Below are 14,359 nucleotides of genomic sequence, written 5' to 3'. Positions count from 1 at the left end.
CTCGTGTGGTGGGTACCGCTCTGCGTACCGGTCTCAGCGGCAAGCCAATCACGTGGCACGGCGGGATAGGGTGGCGGGTGTGCTCGATCTGGTGACTGCGCTGCGCTACGTGGACCCGCTGCGGGCCGGAGGCTCGGTGCCGGGCGTCGTGGAGACCGACGACCTGGGAACGTACGTGGTCAAGTTCACCGGCGCCGCCCAGGGCCGCAAGGCGCTGGTGGCCGAGGTGGTCGTCGGCGAGCTGGCCCGGCGGCTCGGACTGCGGGTGCCGGAGCTGCGGCTGGTGGACTTCGATCCGGCGGTGGCCGCCGACGAACCGGACACCGAGATCCAGGACATGCTCAAGGCCAGCGCCGGGCTCAACCTCGGGATGGACCTGCTGCCCGGGGCCGCCGACTACCGGCCCGGGATGATCCCGGTGGACTCCGCCGAGGCGGGGCGGGTGGTCTGGCTGGACGCGCTCACCGGCAACGTCGACCGCACCGTGCACAACCCCAACCTGGTGGTCTGGCACAAGCGGCTCTGGCTGATCGACAACGGCGCCGCGCTGATCTTCCACCACCGCTGGGCCACCGCCGGGGCGTCCGTCGGCAAGCGGTACGACCTGAGCGCCCACGCGCTGGGCGCCTGCGCCCCGGACGTCCGGCTGGCCGACGAGGACCTCGGGCCGCTGGTCACCGTCGAACTGCTGGAGCAGGTGGTGGCGCTGGTCCCGGACGAGTGGCTGGCCGACGAGCCCGGCTTCGACTCGGTGGACGCCGTCCGGCACGCGTACGTCACCCACCTGGCCGCCCGGGCGGTGCTCTCCGCGGAGTGGCTGCCGGAGGGCTTCGCCACGCCCGCGCAGCTGCGCGAGGCGGAGCTGCGCCGCGCGGCCCGTACCCGGGCCGGTCGGCCGGCCTGGCTGCGGGAGGTGCCGGACCTGCACGGCAAGCCCTCGGTGGAGACGGTCTGGGAGCAGCACGTCGAGGCCGGGGAGTAGCTCGGACCGACCGCCGGGCCCACCGCGGCTCGGTCACGGCCCGGCCGCGGCCCGCCCGGGGCCGGAACGCCGCTGGGGAGCGGGGCCCGTGGCCCCGCTCCCCAGCTCAGCGTTCGGTGTTCAGCGCTCGGTGGTCAGCGCGTCAGCGCCACCACTGGACCGCCTTCTCGGCGTTGATGATGCCCGCGCCGTAGAAGCCGTTGTCGTCCACGCCGCCCTCGCAGGTGGCCTTGAACTGGCCGGTGTTGCCCGGGTTGTAAACGCCGGTCGGGCAGGCGTGGGACTCGGCCTGGTTGGTCAGCAGCTCGGTGAGCTCGTCCGGGCTGGCCCACGGGAAGGTGCTGGCGAGCAGCGCGACCACGCCGGTGACGTGCGGGGTGGCCATCGAGGTGCCCTGCATGTACCCGTACTTGTTGCCCGGGATGGTCGACAGGATGCGACCGTTCTTGTCCGGGGTGTTCGGGATCTGGTAGCGGGCGTCACCACCCGGCGCGGCGACGGTGACGATGCCCTTGCCGTAGCTGGAGTAGTACGACTTGTCGCCGTTGACGCCGACCGCGGAGACCGCGATCACGCCGGGCAGCTCGGTCGGCAGCGACAGGCAGTCGTTGGTGACCGGGCGGGTGCCGGGGGTGGTGTCGTCCGGGCTGGAGACGTCGGTGGTCTTGTGCGCCAGGTCGATGTTCTCGTTACCGGCGGCGGCGACGTTCAGGACGCCCTTGCGCTGCGAGAAGGCGACGGCCTTGCGGACGGCGTCCGAGATCGCGGCCTGGTCCTTGTCGTTCGGGCAGTTGAACATCCACGGGTCGACGTAGTAGCTGTTGTTCGTCACCTTGAAGCCGTGCTCGCCGGCCCAGACGAAGCCGCAGACCGCGTTCTCCGGGTAGATGAAGCCGCCGTCGTCGACGACCTTGACCGCGGCCAGCTTGACGTTCGGGGCGATGCCGACGACGCCCTTGCCGTTCTTGGCGGCGGCGATCGTGCCGGCGACGTGGGTGCCGTGGTCGCTGGTGGTCGGCTGCCAGGCCTTCCAGTCGGTGTTCGTCTTGCCGTCGATGCAGGAGACCGACTGCGAGGCGTCCACGTTGGCGGCCAGGTCCTCGTGGGTGGCGTCGATGCCGGAGTCCAGCACGCCGACGGTGACGTTGCGGCTGCCCAGCGAGATCTTGTGCGCCTTGTCGACGCCGATCTGGCGCATGTCCCACTGGTTGGGCTCGTACGGCTCCTGGCCGTTCGCGGCGGCGGCGGCACCGGTCGGCTCGGTGGCGACCTCGGCCTTGGTCTGGTCGGCGGCGAGGATGCCCTTGGTGCGGCTGGCGCCGACCGAGTCGACACCCTTGGCCAGGCGCAGCTTCTCCGCGAACTTGGTGTCGTTGGAGCGGGCGACGATGACGCCGACCTGGTCGTACGACTGGACCACGGTGCCGCCGAGGGCGGTGACGGCCTTCTCCACCTTCTGCACCTGGCCGTGGTTGGCCTTGGTGTTGACGACGTAGCTGAGCAGCGGACCGGTCGTCGAGTCGCCGGTGGGCGCCGCGACGGCGGTGCCGGCCGGGAGCGCGAGGGCTCCGGCGGTCGCGAGCACCAGGCCCACAGCCGCGTAGCGGGTCCGGCTGATCCGAGGAACTCTCATTGGGGTTGGCCCTCCCGAGTCGTCATCCGGCAGCTGCGGTGTGGCAGGTGCGCTGGGATGACCGGGACGTTAATGAATATTCGCTGATAAGCGCAAGAGGTAGTCATCTAATCGTCACATCTAGACCAACAACGGAGGTTCGCGCTCCACCGGTCAACAGGCGGAACAGGGTTGAAGATTGTTAAAAAGTGATGGTTCGTCGACGACTGGGCTGATTTGGCATGTGCGCGAAAACACACCCGGGCGCTCAGCCGAGCGCGTACAGGCGGCGCGCGTTGTCGGCCGCGACCAGTCGGGCCACACGCTGCGCGTCCGCGGCCGAACAGGCGCCGTCCGCCTGCCAGTCGGCGAGCAGCATGCCCAGTCCGTGCCGGAACTGTGCGGCACCCACCAAGAACAGTTCGGGAAGTCCGTAGGCGTCGGTGGAGAACAACAGTTTTCCGAACGGCACCAGTTCCGACATCTCGCCGAGCACCGCCGCCACCCGCGGGCCGGTGTAGGAGGCCGTCAGCCCCAGATCGGTGTACACCGTCGGAAAGGCCTGGGCCAGCCAGCCGGCCTGCCGGTGGTACGGATAGCCGTGCAGCAGCACCAGCGGGACGCCGCTGGGCTCGGCGGCGCGGACGAAGCCGGTCAGCAGGGACGGGTCGGCGTGGTGCAGGGTGAGGTCGGGATCGCCGAAGCCGGTGTGGAGCTGGAGGGGCAGGCGCAGCTCGGCGCAGACGTCCACGGCCGTCCAGAGCAGGTGGTGCAGCAGCACCGGATCGGTCAGCCGCCCGCCCCCGGCGCGCAGCCGGGCCCCGGCGGCGGCCACCACCGCCGGGCGGGCGGGCCGCTCGGCGGGGACGGCCAGGCCGTGCCGGTAGGCGACCACCGACTTGACCGCGACGGCGCCGGCGGCGGCCCGCGCCAGGGCCTCGCCGACGGCCCGCGGCCAGTCCGCCGCGCCGGCCGGCACCCGCTCGGCCACCGACTCCAGCCGGACCACCTCGCGCACCACCGCGCCGGTGGCGTCGGCGAGTTCCGGCAACGGCAGCAGGTCACGGCCCGCGGCGGCGGTCAGCCCGGTGTCCACCAGGCAGGTGTCCAGTCCGGCGGCCGCGAGCAGTCGGCGGGTGGCCTCGGCCGCGCCCAGCTCGCGCCGCCGGGCCAGGTAGTCCCCGGCCGGGGCGTGCGCGGGCAGGCCGAGCACGGGCGGGCACCACCGCCGGACGGCGAGGCCGATCGCGCTGTCGAAGGGCGAGCAGCCGGGCGCGGGCGGGCGGTCGGACTCGGTGAGCAGTCCGGCCAGGGCGTCGTCGGCCAGCTCGGCCGCCACCACGCTGTGGCAGTGGTGGTCGACCAGCGCCCCGATCTCCAGCCGGGCCACTCCTCAGTACCGCCAGCGTGTCGCCGCGATCAACTCCGGTGCGCCGACGGCCGCGTACTGCTCTGCCTCGGCCCGGCGCACCGCCGCCACCGCCTGGTGCAGCGGTTCGCCGAGCGCCTCGCGCAGCACCGCCGAGCGCTCGTACGCGGCGAGCGCCTCGACCGGGCCCTGCGGCAGCCGGGGCACCGTGCCCGGCTCGGCGGCGGCCGGATCCCCGGTGAACTCCGGCGGCAGCGCCCGGCGTTGGTCCAGTCCGGCGAGGCCGGCGGCGATCACGCCACCGACCGCGAGGTACGGGTTGGCGCTCGCGTCGAAGCACTTGACCTCGGCGTTCGCGGCGGTGGCGCGCTCCCCGGTGGAGCCGGTGACCAGGCGCAGCGCGGCCTCCCGGTTCTCCAGACCCCAGCACTGGTACGCCCCGGCCCAGTGCTGGGGCACCAGCCGCAGGTACCCGGCGGGGCTGGAGCAGCCCAGCACCAGGAGTTCGGGCAGCGCCTGGAGCACCCCGGCGAGGAAGCCCTCGGCCTCGGCCGTCAGCCCGTGCGGGCCGGCGCCGCCGTGCCCGAGGTTGCGGCCGTCCCGCCAGAGGCTGAGGTGGAGGTGGCCGCCGTTGCCGACCCCGTCGGGCTCGACCACGGGGGCGAAGGACGCCCGTAGGCCGTGCCGGGCGGAGACGGCGCGGACGGTGTGCCGGACCAGGACGGAGGTGTCGGCGGCGCCGACCGGGCCCTCGGGGGCGACCGAGACCTCGAACTGGCCCGGGGAGTACTCGGGGTGGATCTGCAGCACGCCCAGGCCCTGGGCGCGGAGGGCGCGCAGGACGTCCCGCAGGTAGTCGGAGAGGTCGGTGAGCCGGTGCATGCCGTACGCGGGGCCGTACGTGGGGTACTGCGGCGACTCCTGCGGGGCCCCCGCCAGGGCGACCACCCACTCGACCTCGATGCCCGCCTTGAGGCTCAGTCCGCGGGCGGCGGCCGCGGCCTCCGTCCGGCGGGCGAACAGGCGTTGGCAGCCGGGGTGCGGGCTGCCGGCCTGGGTGTAGCGGTCCGCCGGGGCCCAGGCCCAGCCGGGCTGGGCGGCCAGCGGGACGATCCGGTCGAGGTCGGGGTAGAGCCTCAAGTCCCCGGTGGGGCCGCCGATCAGCGGGCTGGTGGTGATGGTGTCGTCGGCGAGGAAGACGTCGAAGCAGGGCGCCGCGCCGACGCCCCACTGGGCCGCGTGCACCAGGCCGTCGAGCGGCACGCCCTTGACCCGGGCGATGCCCGCGTTGTCGACCCACGTCACGGCGAGCGCCTCGACGGCGGCGGTGCGCAGTCGGTCGACGGCGCGCTCGGCCCGCTCGGCGCGCTCGGCCCGCGGGGGCAGCGCGACGGCGGCCGCGAGGGCGCCGGGGCCGAGCGGCCCGACGGGGTCGGCGGCCTGGGCGGTGGTGACGGTCCTCATGCCGCCATGCTGCCCCGGGGACCGGGGCTCGGTAACTCCCCGATCGGGTGGAACGGACGGACGCCCGTCCGCCTGTTCACCCGATCGGGGAAGGGTCGTTCGGGTCCGATCCGCCGCCGCCCCGGGCCGGCCCCCACCCCGCCCGACGACCGAGCCCAGCGGTTCGTCCGCGGTCCGGGCGGTTTTCCGCCGACGCCCTCTTCCTACTCATGAGTAGCTTCGCTACAGTGGCCGGACGCACCACCGTCGGGCTTCGGGAGCCGCACCGACGGGAGGCCGCGGTCGCCGTGTCTGCGGTGCCCGCGCGGTGCGACTTCACCGGCCGGTACCGCGAACCGCGGCAGGCCGGATCTCTCCTCGTATCAGCGCCGCTTCCTTCACCTTCGAGCGCCTGAGCACCACGGCACACCCCGCAGTTCGGCCGGAGCGGACCGGCCGCTGCCCGGGCCTGCCGGAACCCCGTCATCTCCCCAAGCCCCCGCGCGCGGACCCTCCTCCGGCGGCGGCCGCCCCTGTCCTCGTGGACGGGCGCGGCGGCCCGCCCGCCGGAGCGCGCGCGGGCCCTTCATGACTAGGAGTCAGGACAGATGGAGCGTCCCTTCCCCACCGTGGCCGTCGTCGGCCTCGGCACGATGGGTGCCGGCGTCGCGGTGGCGGTCGCCAGGAGCGGCCGCCGGGTGATCGGCATCGAGGCCTCCGAGGATTCGGCCGCCCGGGCGCTGGCCCGGATCGAGGAGGCGACCGCGCACGCGGTCGACCGGGAGCGGATCACCGCCGCGGAGCGCACCGCGCTGCTGGCCCGGATCTCGGTCGGGCACGCGCTGACCGCCGCCGCCGAGGCGGACCTGGTGATCGAGGAGGTCCCCGAGCAACTGGAGTTGAAGCGGGAGGTCTTCGCCGAGCTGGACCGGATCTGCCCGGAGGGCACCGTGCTGGCCACCGGCACCACCGCCCTGTCGGTGACCCGGATCGCCGCCGCGACCGCCCGCCCGGAGCGGGTGCTCGGCCTGCACTTCTTCAACCCGGTGCACACCATGAAGCTGGTCGAGGTGGTCCGCACCGTACTGACCTCCCCGCAGACCGCCGAGGACGCCGCCGCCTTCGCCCGCGACCTGGGCAAGGAGCCGGTGGCGGCCGGCGACCGGGCCGGCTTCGTGGTGAACGGCCTGCTGTTCGCCTACCTCAACCAGGCCGCCTCGATGTACGAGTCCAAGTACGCCTCCCGGGAGGACATCGACGCCGCGATGCGGCTCGGCTGCGGCCTGCCGATGGGCCCGCTGGCGCTGCTCGACCTGATCGGCGTGGACACCGCCCGGACGGTGCTGGAGGCGATGTACGAGCAGTCCCGGGACCGGCTGCACGCGCCCGCGCCGATCCTCGGCCAGCTGGTCTCGGCCGGCCTGCTGGGCCGCAAGTCCGGCCGGGGCTTCTACACCTACGAGGCGCCGGGCTCCTCCAGGGCCGTGGACGCGGCCACCGGCCCGGCGCGGCCGAAGGTGGCGGGCCGCGAGGTGCGCACCGTCGGTGTCTGCGGCTCGGGCACGATGGCCACCGGCATCGCCGAGGTGTTCGCCAAGGCCGGGCACCCGGTGCTGCTGGCCGCCCGCAGCCAGGAGAAGGCCGAGCGGGCCAAGGCGCAGCTGGCGCGGTCGCTGGAGCGCTCGGTCGCCAAGGGCCGGCTGAGTGCGGAGCAGCGGGACGCCGCGCTGGCGCTGGTCACCCCGATCGGCCGGTACGCCGAGCTGGCCGAGGTGGACCTGGTGGTCGAGGCGGTCGCCGAGGACCTGGCGGTCAAGCGGGAGCTGTTCGCCACCCTGGACAAGATCGTCCGCCCGGGCGCGGTGCTCGCCACCACCACCTCCTCACTGCCGGTGATCAGCTGCGCGACCGCCACCTCGCGGCCGCAGGACGTGATCGGCATGCACTTCTTCAACCCGGCGCCGGCCATGAAGCTGGTCGAGGTGGTCTCCACCGTGCTGACCGCCCCGGACGTCACGGCGACGGTGCTGGAGCTGACCGCGAAGGTGCGCAAGCACCCGGTGGAGTGCGGGGACCGGGCCGGCTTCATCGTCAACGCCCTGCTGTTCCCGTACCTGAACGACGCGGTGCGGATGCTCCAGGAGCACTACGCGACGGTGGACGACATCGACACCGCGATGAAGCTGGGCTGCGGCTACCCGATGGGCCCGTTCGAGCTGCTGGACGTGGTCGGCCTGGACGTCTCGCTGACCATCGAGCAGGTGCTGCACCAGGAGTTCCGCGAGCCGGGCCTGGCCGCGGCGCCGCTGCTGGAGCACCTGGTCGCGGCCGGCTGCCTGGGCCGCAAGACCGGCCGCGGCTTCCGCGACCACGCGCGCCGGTGACGGCGTCACGGGCCGGGGGCGACCGACTGCCCGACGCGGGAGCGGAGCCGTCCGGCCCCGGCGCCGCGCCCCCGGGCAACGGCGCGGCCTACGGCAACGGCACCGCGCCGTACGGCTCCGGGGCGGCCGCCCGCCCCGCCTGGACCCCGGGGGCGGTGTCCGCGCGCTGGCCCAGACCGGCCGTGACCGGCCCGGTCACGCCGGTGCGCCGGGGAAGGGCCGCGGCCCCGCCGGCCGGGCCGTGTAGCGTTCCGGACATGGATCGGGTTCAGTCAGCCACCCCGCAGCACACCGCCGGACCGCGCGGCACCGAACGGACGGCCGCCGCGTCCGGGGGCACCGGGACGGAGGCCGGGCCGGGCAGCCGCCGGGCGGCGGCGCAGCGCCAGCAGATGCGCCAGGACCTGGCCGCGGCCGCGATGGAGCTGTTCGCCTCGCAGGGCTACGAGGAGACGACGGTCGACCAGATCGCCGCGGCCGCCGGGGTCGCCCGGCGCACCTTCTTCCGGTACTTCCGGTCGAAGGAGGAGGCGATCTTCCCCGACCACGACGACACCCTGGTCCGGGTGGCCGACCTGCTGGCCAGCGCCGAGCCGGAGGAGCACCCGCTGGACGTGGTGTGCCGCGGCATCAAGGAGGTGCTGCGGATGTACGCCTCCACCCCGGGGGTGTCGGTCGCGCGGTACCAGCTGATCCGTCAGGTCCCGGCGCTGCGCGAGCGCGAGATCGCCGTGGTGGCCCGCTACGAGCGGCTGTTCACCCGCTACCTGCTGGGCCGTTTCGACACCGGGGAGTCCATTCCGTCGGGCTGGCAGCGCGGCGGCGAGGACGACCCGATGCTGGCCGAGGTGTCGGCGGCGGCGGTGGTCGCGGCGCACAACCACGTGCTGCGGCGCTGGCTGCGGGCCGGCGGCCGGGGCGACGTCGAGGCGCAGCTGGACCACTCCTTCGAGGTGATCCGGCGGACCTTCTGGGCGGCCAGCGCCCCGGGTGCCAGACGCCGGGGCTCACTGGTGGCACCGGGTGCCAGTGGGATGCCAGAGGATGGGGTGGCGGAGAGCGCACTGAGTGCCAGCCCCGGAGGTGAGGTGCTCATCACAGTCGCCCGCACGGATGCTCCGCTGGACGTCGTGGTGGACAGCATCCGGGCCGCGCTGAGTGGCGCCCGGGGCCGCTGAGGCGGCAATAACAGCAGGTCAGAGGCGTAGCGAGGGCCCGTACCGATTCATCGGTACGGGCCCTCGGCGTACCCGCACCACGTGCGTCCCGCGCCCTTCCCGAGCGTCGGAATTCCTGACACCCGGTGTCTTTACGAGTGGCACAGGGTGCCACTACCTTGTTACTCACCAGTCGCGGCGCCGCGGCTCCCCACCTCGGCGCGCCGTCGTCCGGCGTTCCCACACCCCGGGAGCAGAGCCAGACCAGCAGTGCAGACCCGCCCGGACCACCACCGGGCGACCGCCTGACCGCCAACCACCCACCTCAGCGAAGCCGGTGTCCGCTCCCGGTTCCCCCAGACGCCCTGTGACCCTCACACAGGTACGCCTTCGGAGGCAGCCATGCAGGAAATCCTCGACGCGATCCTCAGCTCCGACGCCACGTCGGCCGACTACGCGGCGATCAAGCTCCCCGAGTCCTACCGGGCGGTCACGCTCCACAAGGACGAGGAGCAGATGTTCGCGGGCCTCGACAGCCGCGACAAGGACCCCCGAAAGTCCCTCCACCTCGACGAGGTCGCCCTCCCGGAGCTCGGCCCCGGTGAGGCCCTGGTCGCGGTCATGGCCAGCTCGGTGAACTACAACACCGTGTGGAGCTCGATCTTCGAGCCGGTCTCCACCTTCGGCTTCCTGGAGCGCTACGGCCGGCTGTCGCCGCTCACCAAGCGCCACGACCTGCCGTACCACGTGCTCGGCTCCGACCTCGCGGGCGTGGTGCTGCGCACCGGCGCCGGGGTCAACGCCTGGAAGCCCGGCGACGAGGTCGTCGCCCACTGCCTCTCGGTCGAGCTGGAGTCCCCGGACGGCCACAACGACACGATGATGGACCCGGAGCAGCGCATCTGGGGCTTCGAGACCAACTTCGGCGGCCTGGCCCAGCTCGCCCTGGTGAAGACCAACCAGCTGCTGCCCAAGCCGAAGCACCTCTCCTGGGAGGAGGCCGCCTCCCCCGGCCTGGTCAACTCCACCGCCTACCGCCAGCTGGTGTCGCAGAACGGCGCCGGCATGAAGCAGGGCGACAACGTGCTGATCTGGGGCGCCAGCGGCGGCCTCGGCTCGTACGCCACCCAGTACGCGCTGGCCGGCGGCGCCACCCCGATCTGCGTGGTCTCCAGCGAGTCCAAGGCCGACATCTGCCGTGCCATGGGCGCCGAGGCGATCATCGACCGCTCGGCCGAGGGCTACCGGTTCTGGAAGGACGAGAACAACCAGGACCCGCGCGAGTGGAAGCGCCTGGGCTCCAAGATCCGCGAGTTCACCGGCGGCGAGGACGTCGACATCGTCTTCGAGCACCCGGGCCGGGAGACCTTCGGCGCCTCGGTGTACGTCACCCGCAAGGGCGGCACCATCGTCACCTGCGCCTCCACCTCCGGCTACATGCACCAGTACGACAACCGCTACCTGTGGATGTCGCTCAAGCGGATCGTCGGCTCGCACTTCGCCAACTACCGCGAGGCCTACGAGGCCAACCGCCTGGTCGCCAAGGGCAAGATCCACCCGACCCTCTCCAAGGTGTACTCCCTGGAGGAGACCGGCCAGGCCGCCCTCGACGTGCACCACAACAAGCACCAGGGCAAGGTCGGCGTGCTCTGCCTGGCCCCCGAGGAGGGCCTGGGCGTGCGCGACGCCGAGCTGCGCGAGAAGCACCTGCCCGCGATCAACCGCTTCCGCAACGTCTGAGACGGATCCGATGACCGAGCCCCAGAAGCGCGACCGCCCCTGGCTGATGCGCACCTACGCCGGCCACTCCACCGCGAGCGACTCCAACGCGCTCTACCGGCGGAACCTGGCGAAGGGCCAGACCGGCCTGTCCGTCGCCTTCGACCTGCCGACCCAGACCGGCTACGACTCCGACCACATCCTCGCCCGCGGCGAGGTGGGCCGGGTCGGCGTCCCGGTCGGCCACGTCGGCGACATGCGCACCCTGTTCGACGGCATCCCGCTCGAACAGACCAACACCTCCATGACGATCAACGCCACCGCGATGTGGCTGCTGGCGCTCTACCAGGTGGTCGCCGAGGAGCAGGGCGCCGACATCGCCAAGCTCACCGGCACCACCCAGAACGACATCGTCAAGGAGTACCTGTCGCGCGGGACGCACGTCTTCCCGCCCGGCCCGTCGGTGCGCCTGATCACCGACATGATCGCCTACACGGTCGGCAACATCCCCAAGTGGAACCCGATCAACATCTGCAGCTACCACCTCCAGGAGGCCGGGGCCACGCCCGTCCAGGAGATCGCGTACGCGATGTGCACCGCCATCTCGGTGCTCGACGCCGTCCGCGACTCCGGGCAGGTGCCCGCCGAGCGGATGGGCGACGTGGTCGCCCGGATCTCCTTCTTCGTCAACGCCGGCGTGCGCTTCGTCGAGGAGATGTGCAAGATGCGCGCCTTCGCCCTGCTCTGGGAGAAGGTCACGCTGGAGCGCTACGGGGTCACCGACCCCAAGCAGCGCCGGTTCCGCTACGGCGTCCAGGTCAACTCGCTCGGGCTGACCGAGGCCCAGCCGGAGAACAACGTCCAGCGGATCGTGCTGGAGATGCTGGCCGTCACCCTGTCCAAGGACGCCCGCGCCCGGGCCGTCCAACTCCCGGCCTGGAACGAGGCGTTGGGGCTGCCCCGGCCCTGGGACCAGCAGTGGTCGCTGCGGATCCAGCAGGTGCTGGCCTACGAGTCGGACCTGCTGGAGTACGGCGACATCTTCAACGGCTCCGAGGTGATCGAGACCAAGACCGCGGCGCTGCTGGCCGGCGCCGAGGCGGAGATCGCCAAGGTGCTGGAGATGGGCGGGGTCATCCCGGCCGTCGAGTCCGGCTACCTCAAGTCCAACCTGGTCGCCTCGCACGCCGCCCGCCGGGCCCGGATCGAGTCCGGCGAGGACAAGATCATCGGGGTCAACTGCTTCGACACCACCGAGCCCAGCCCGCTCACCGCCGACCTCGACACCGCGATCATGGTCGTCGACCCGGCCTCCGAGCAGTCCGTGCTCGCCGCCCTGGAAGCCTGGCGCGGCGCCCGCGACGAGGCCGCCGCCCAGGAGGCGCTGGCCGAGCTCAAGACCGTCGCCGCCACCGAGGCCAACCTGATGCCGGCCACCCTCGCCTGCGCCCGGGCCGGGGTCACCACCGGCGAGTGGTCCTTCGCCCTGCGCAAGGTGTTCGGCGAGTACCGCGCCCCCACCGGTGTGGGCGGCGCGCCCGTCGCGGTCGCCGCCGAGCCGGGCGGGGAGCTGGAGCAGGTCCGCGCCGCCGTCGCCGCCACCGCCGAGGAGCTGGGCGCCGGCAAGCTGCGCCTGCTGGTCGGCAAGCCCGGCCTGGACGGCCACTCCAACGGCGCCGAGCAGATCGCCGTCCGGGCCCGCGACGCCGGGTTCGAGGTGGTCTACCAGGGCATCCGGCTCACCCCGGAGCAGATCGTCTCCGCCGCCGTGGCGGAGGACGTGCACTGCGTGGGCCTGTCCATCCTCTCCGGCGCGCACACCGAGCTGGTGCCCGACGTCCTCAAGCGGCTGCGCCGCGCCGGGGTGGAGGATGTCCCGGTGATCGTGGGTGGCATCATCCCGGCAGCGGACGGCGAGGCCCTCAAGGCCGCCGGCGTCGCCGCCGTGTTCACCCCGAAGGACTTCGGCATCACCACCATCATCGGCCGGATCGTGGACGAGATCCGGCTGGCCAACCGGCTCCAGCCGTGGACGTCCGCACCGACCGCGGCCACGAACTGACCAGCTGACCAGCTGACCACTGGGAAGGAACGAACCACCCTCATGACTGCCGCCACCGACACGTCAACCAACCGCCTGCGCCCGCGCCGCTCCTGCCTCGCCGTACCGGGCAGCAACCCGCGCTTCCTGGAGAAGGCCCAGGGCCTCCCGGCCGACCAGGTCTTCCTCGACCTGGAGGACGCCTGCGCCCCGCTGGTCAAGGAGAGCGCCCGGCACCACATCGTCGACGCGCTGAACAACGGCGACTGGGGCAGCAAGACCCGCGTCGTCCGCGTCAACGACTGGACCACCCACTGGACCTACCGCGACGTGATCACCGTCGTCGAGGGCGCCGGCCCCAACCTCGACTGCATCATGCTGCCCAAGGTCCAGGACGCCGAGCAGGTCAAGGCGCTCGACCTGCTGCTCACCCAGATCGAGAAGACCATGGGCTTCGAGGTCGGCAAGATCGGCATCGAGGCGCAGATCGAGAACGCCAAGGGCCTGATCAACGTCGACGCCATCGCCGAGGCCTCGCCCCGGCTGGAGACCATCATCTTCGGCCCCGCCGACTTCATGGCCTCCATCAACATGAAGTCCCTGGTGGTCGGCGAGCAGCCGCCCGGCTACAACGCCGACGCCTACCACTACATCCTGATGCGCATCCTGATGGCCGCCCGCGCCAACGACCTCCAGGCGATCGACGGCCCGTACCTCCAGATCCGCAACGCCGACGGCTACCGCGAGGTCGCCGGCCGCTCCGCCGCCCTCGGCTTCGACGGCAAGTGGGTGCTGCACCCGGACCAGGTCGCCATCGCCAACGAGGTCTACTCCCCCTCCCAGGAGGACTACGACCACGCCGAGCTGATCCTCGACGCGTACGACTACTGCACCTCCGAGGCGGGCGGCGCCAAGGGCTCCGCGATGCTCGGCGACGAGATGATCGACGAGGCCAGCCGCAAGATGGCCCTGGTCATCTCCGGCAAGGGCCGGGCCGCCGGCATGCAGCGCACCACCAAGTTCGAGATCCCGGAGGCGTAGCACCATGCAGTTCGGACGCACCTACGAGGAGTTCGAGGTCGGCGCGGTCTACAAGCACTGGCCCGGCAAGACGGTCACCGAGTACGACGACCACCTCTTCTGCCTGCTCACCATGAACCACCACCCGCTCCACCTGGACACCAACTACGCCGAGAAGACGACCGACTTCGGCAGGAACGTCGTGGTGGGCAACTACATCTACTCGCTGCTGCTCGGCATGTCCGTCCCGGACGTCTCCGGCAAGGCGATCGCCAACCTGGAGATCGAGTCGCTGCGCCACATCGCGCCGACCTTCCACGGCGACACCATCTACGGCGAGACGACCGTCCTGGACAAGTGGCCGTCCAAGTCGAAGAACGACCGCGGCATCGTCCACGTCGAGACCAAGGGGTACAAGCAGGACGGCACGGTCGTCTGCGTCTTCCGCCGCAAGGTGATGGTGCCGACCGAGACGTACATCAAGGAGCGCGGCGGCGAGCAGCCGGGGCGCCCCGAGCCGCTCTCCTGAACCACCCCGCTCTGAACCACCCCCCTCTCCCAGAGACCCCGGACGGGTAGGCCGCCGTCATCGGCCGACCCCCACCCGGTCGGGGGCCCTGCTGCCGCAGCCA

The 14,359-nt window shown here is 72.4% G+C and carries 11 protein-coding genes; 7 read left to right on the top strand and 4 right to left on the bottom strand.

What is annotated here, in order from left to right; all coding sequences use genetic code 11:
• Positions 1-79: 79 nt before the first annotated feature.
• A complete protein-coding gene (locus tag ACZ58X_RS08555; protein WP_470332896.1) occupies positions 80-982 on the top strand; it encodes a HipA family kinase in 903 nt (300 codons plus the stop codon).
• A 142-nt stretch (positions 983-1,124) separates the two neighbouring features.
• On the opposite strand, the gene ACZ58X_RS08550 is transcribed toward ACZ58X_RS08555, so the two are convergent.
• The 3 genes from ACZ58X_RS08550 to ACZ58X_RS08540 all read right to left on the bottom strand — a co-directional run bounded on the left by ACZ58X_RS08550 (position 1,125) and on the right by ACZ58X_RS08540 (position 5,427).
• Positions 1,125-2,615: a S8 family peptidase gene (locus ACZ58X_RS08550; RefSeq protein WP_470332895.1), complete on the bottom strand. Its 1,491-nt coding sequence runs from the start codon at positions 2,613-2,615 to the stop codon at positions 1,125-1,127.
• Positions 2,616-2,862: 247 nt separating this feature from the next.
• Positions 2,863-3,984: an amidohydrolase family protein gene (locus ACZ58X_RS08545; RefSeq protein ID WP_470332894.1), complete on the bottom strand. Its 1,122-nt coding sequence runs from the start codon at positions 3,982-3,984 to the stop codon at positions 2,863-2,865.
• A gap of 3 nt (positions 3,985-3,987) precedes the next feature.
• Entirely contained in the window at positions 3,988-5,427 is a 1,440-nt protein-coding gene (locus ACZ58X_RS08540) for a type I glutamate--ammonia ligase (protein WP_470332893.1), read from the bottom strand.
• A 587-nt stretch (positions 5,428-6,014) separates the two neighbouring features.
• Here ACZ58X_RS08540 and ACZ58X_RS08535 point away from each other — a divergent pair.
• On the top strand, positions 6,015-7,790 hold the full coding sequence (locus tag ACZ58X_RS08535) for a 3-hydroxyacyl-CoA dehydrogenase family protein (RefSeq protein WP_470332892.1): 1,776 nt from the start codon (positions 6,015-6,017) through the stop codon (positions 7,788-7,790).
• 88 nt (positions 7,791-7,878) lie between these two features.
• Here ACZ58X_RS08535 and ACZ58X_RS08530 read toward each other — a convergent pair whose 3' ends face one another.
• Positions 7,879-8,049: a hypothetical protein gene (locus ACZ58X_RS08530; protein ID WP_470332891.1), complete on the bottom strand. Its 171-nt coding sequence runs from the start codon at positions 8,047-8,049 to the stop codon at positions 7,879-7,881.
• Here ACZ58X_RS08530 and ACZ58X_RS08525 point away from each other — a divergent pair.
• The 5 genes from ACZ58X_RS08525 (at position 8,048) to ACZ58X_RS08505 (ending at position 14,256) form a co-directional block, all read left to right on the top strand.
• Complete coding sequence (locus ACZ58X_RS08525) at positions 8,048-8,968, top strand: TetR family transcriptional regulator (RefSeq protein WP_470332890.1); 921 nt, start codon at positions 8,048-8,050, stop codon at positions 8,966-8,968. The two genes, ACZ58X_RS08530 and ACZ58X_RS08525, sit on opposite strands and share 2 nt — an antisense overlap.
• A gap of 381 nt (positions 8,969-9,349) precedes the next feature.
• A complete protein-coding gene (gene ccrA, locus ACZ58X_RS08520) occupies positions 9,350-10,687 on the top strand; it encodes a crotonyl-CoA carboxylase/reductase (protein ID WP_470332889.1) in 1,338 nt (445 codons plus the stop codon).
• Between the two features lie 10 nt (positions 10,688-10,697).
• Positions 10,698-12,728: a protein meaA gene (locus ACZ58X_RS08515; RefSeq protein WP_470332888.1), complete on the top strand. Its 2,031-nt coding sequence runs from the start codon at positions 10,698-10,700 to the stop codon at positions 12,726-12,728.
• Between the two features lie 42 nt (positions 12,729-12,770).
• A complete protein-coding gene (locus ACZ58X_RS08510; protein WP_470332887.1) occupies positions 12,771-13,748 on the top strand; it encodes an HpcH/HpaI aldolase/citrate lyase family protein in 978 nt (325 codons plus the stop codon).
• Positions 13,749-13,752: 4 nt separating this feature from the next.
• Positions 13,753-14,256, top strand: a complete 504-nt coding sequence (locus ACZ58X_RS08505; protein WP_470332886.1) for a MaoC family dehydratase — start codon at positions 13,753-13,755, stop codon at positions 14,254-14,256.
• Positions 14,257-14,359 lie beyond the last annotated feature (103 nt).

It is taken from the genome of Kitasatospora sp. NPDC040550 (assembly GCF_055594965.1).
This window is presented reverse-complemented; position numbering and strand designations above follow the sequence as displayed.

What these genes read in the sequence shown, in the direction of transcription:
- ACZ58X_RS08550 (WP_470332895.1), bottom strand. Translation starts at nt 2,615, where the DNA reads ATGAGAGTTCCTCGGATCAGCCGGACCCGCTACGCGGCTGTGGGCCTG.
- ACZ58X_RS08540 (WP_470332893.1), bottom strand. Translation starts at nt 5,427, where the DNA reads ATGAGGACCGTCACCACCGCCCAGGCCGCCGACCCCGTCGGGCCGCTC.
- ACZ58X_RS08535 (WP_470332892.1), top strand. Translation starts at nt 6,015, where the DNA reads ATGGAGCGTCCCTTCCCCACCGTGGCCGTCGTCGGCCTCGGCACGATG.
- ACZ58X_RS08525 (WP_470332890.1), top strand. Translation starts at nt 8,048, where the DNA reads ATGGATCGGGTTCAGTCAGCCACCCCGCAGCACACCGCCGGACCGCGC.
- ACZ58X_RS08530 (WP_470332891.1), bottom strand. Translation starts at nt 8,049, where the DNA reads ATGTCCGGAACGCTACACGGCCCGGCCGGCGGGGCCGCGGCCCTTCCC.
- ccrA (WP_470332889.1), top strand. Translation starts at nt 9,350, where the DNA reads ATGCAGGAAATCCTCGACGCGATCCTCAGCTCCGACGCCACGTCGGCC.
- ACZ58X_RS08515 (WP_470332888.1), top strand. Translation starts at nt 10,698, where the DNA reads ATGACCGAGCCCCAGAAGCGCGACCGCCCCTGGCTGATGCGCACCTAC.
- ACZ58X_RS08510 (WP_470332887.1), top strand. Translation starts at nt 12,771, where the DNA reads ATGACTGCCGCCACCGACACGTCAACCAACCGCCTGCGCCCGCGCCGC.
- ACZ58X_RS08505 (WP_470332886.1), top strand. Translation starts at nt 13,753, where the DNA reads ATGCAGTTCGGACGCACCTACGAGGAGTTCGAGGTCGGCGCGGTCTAC.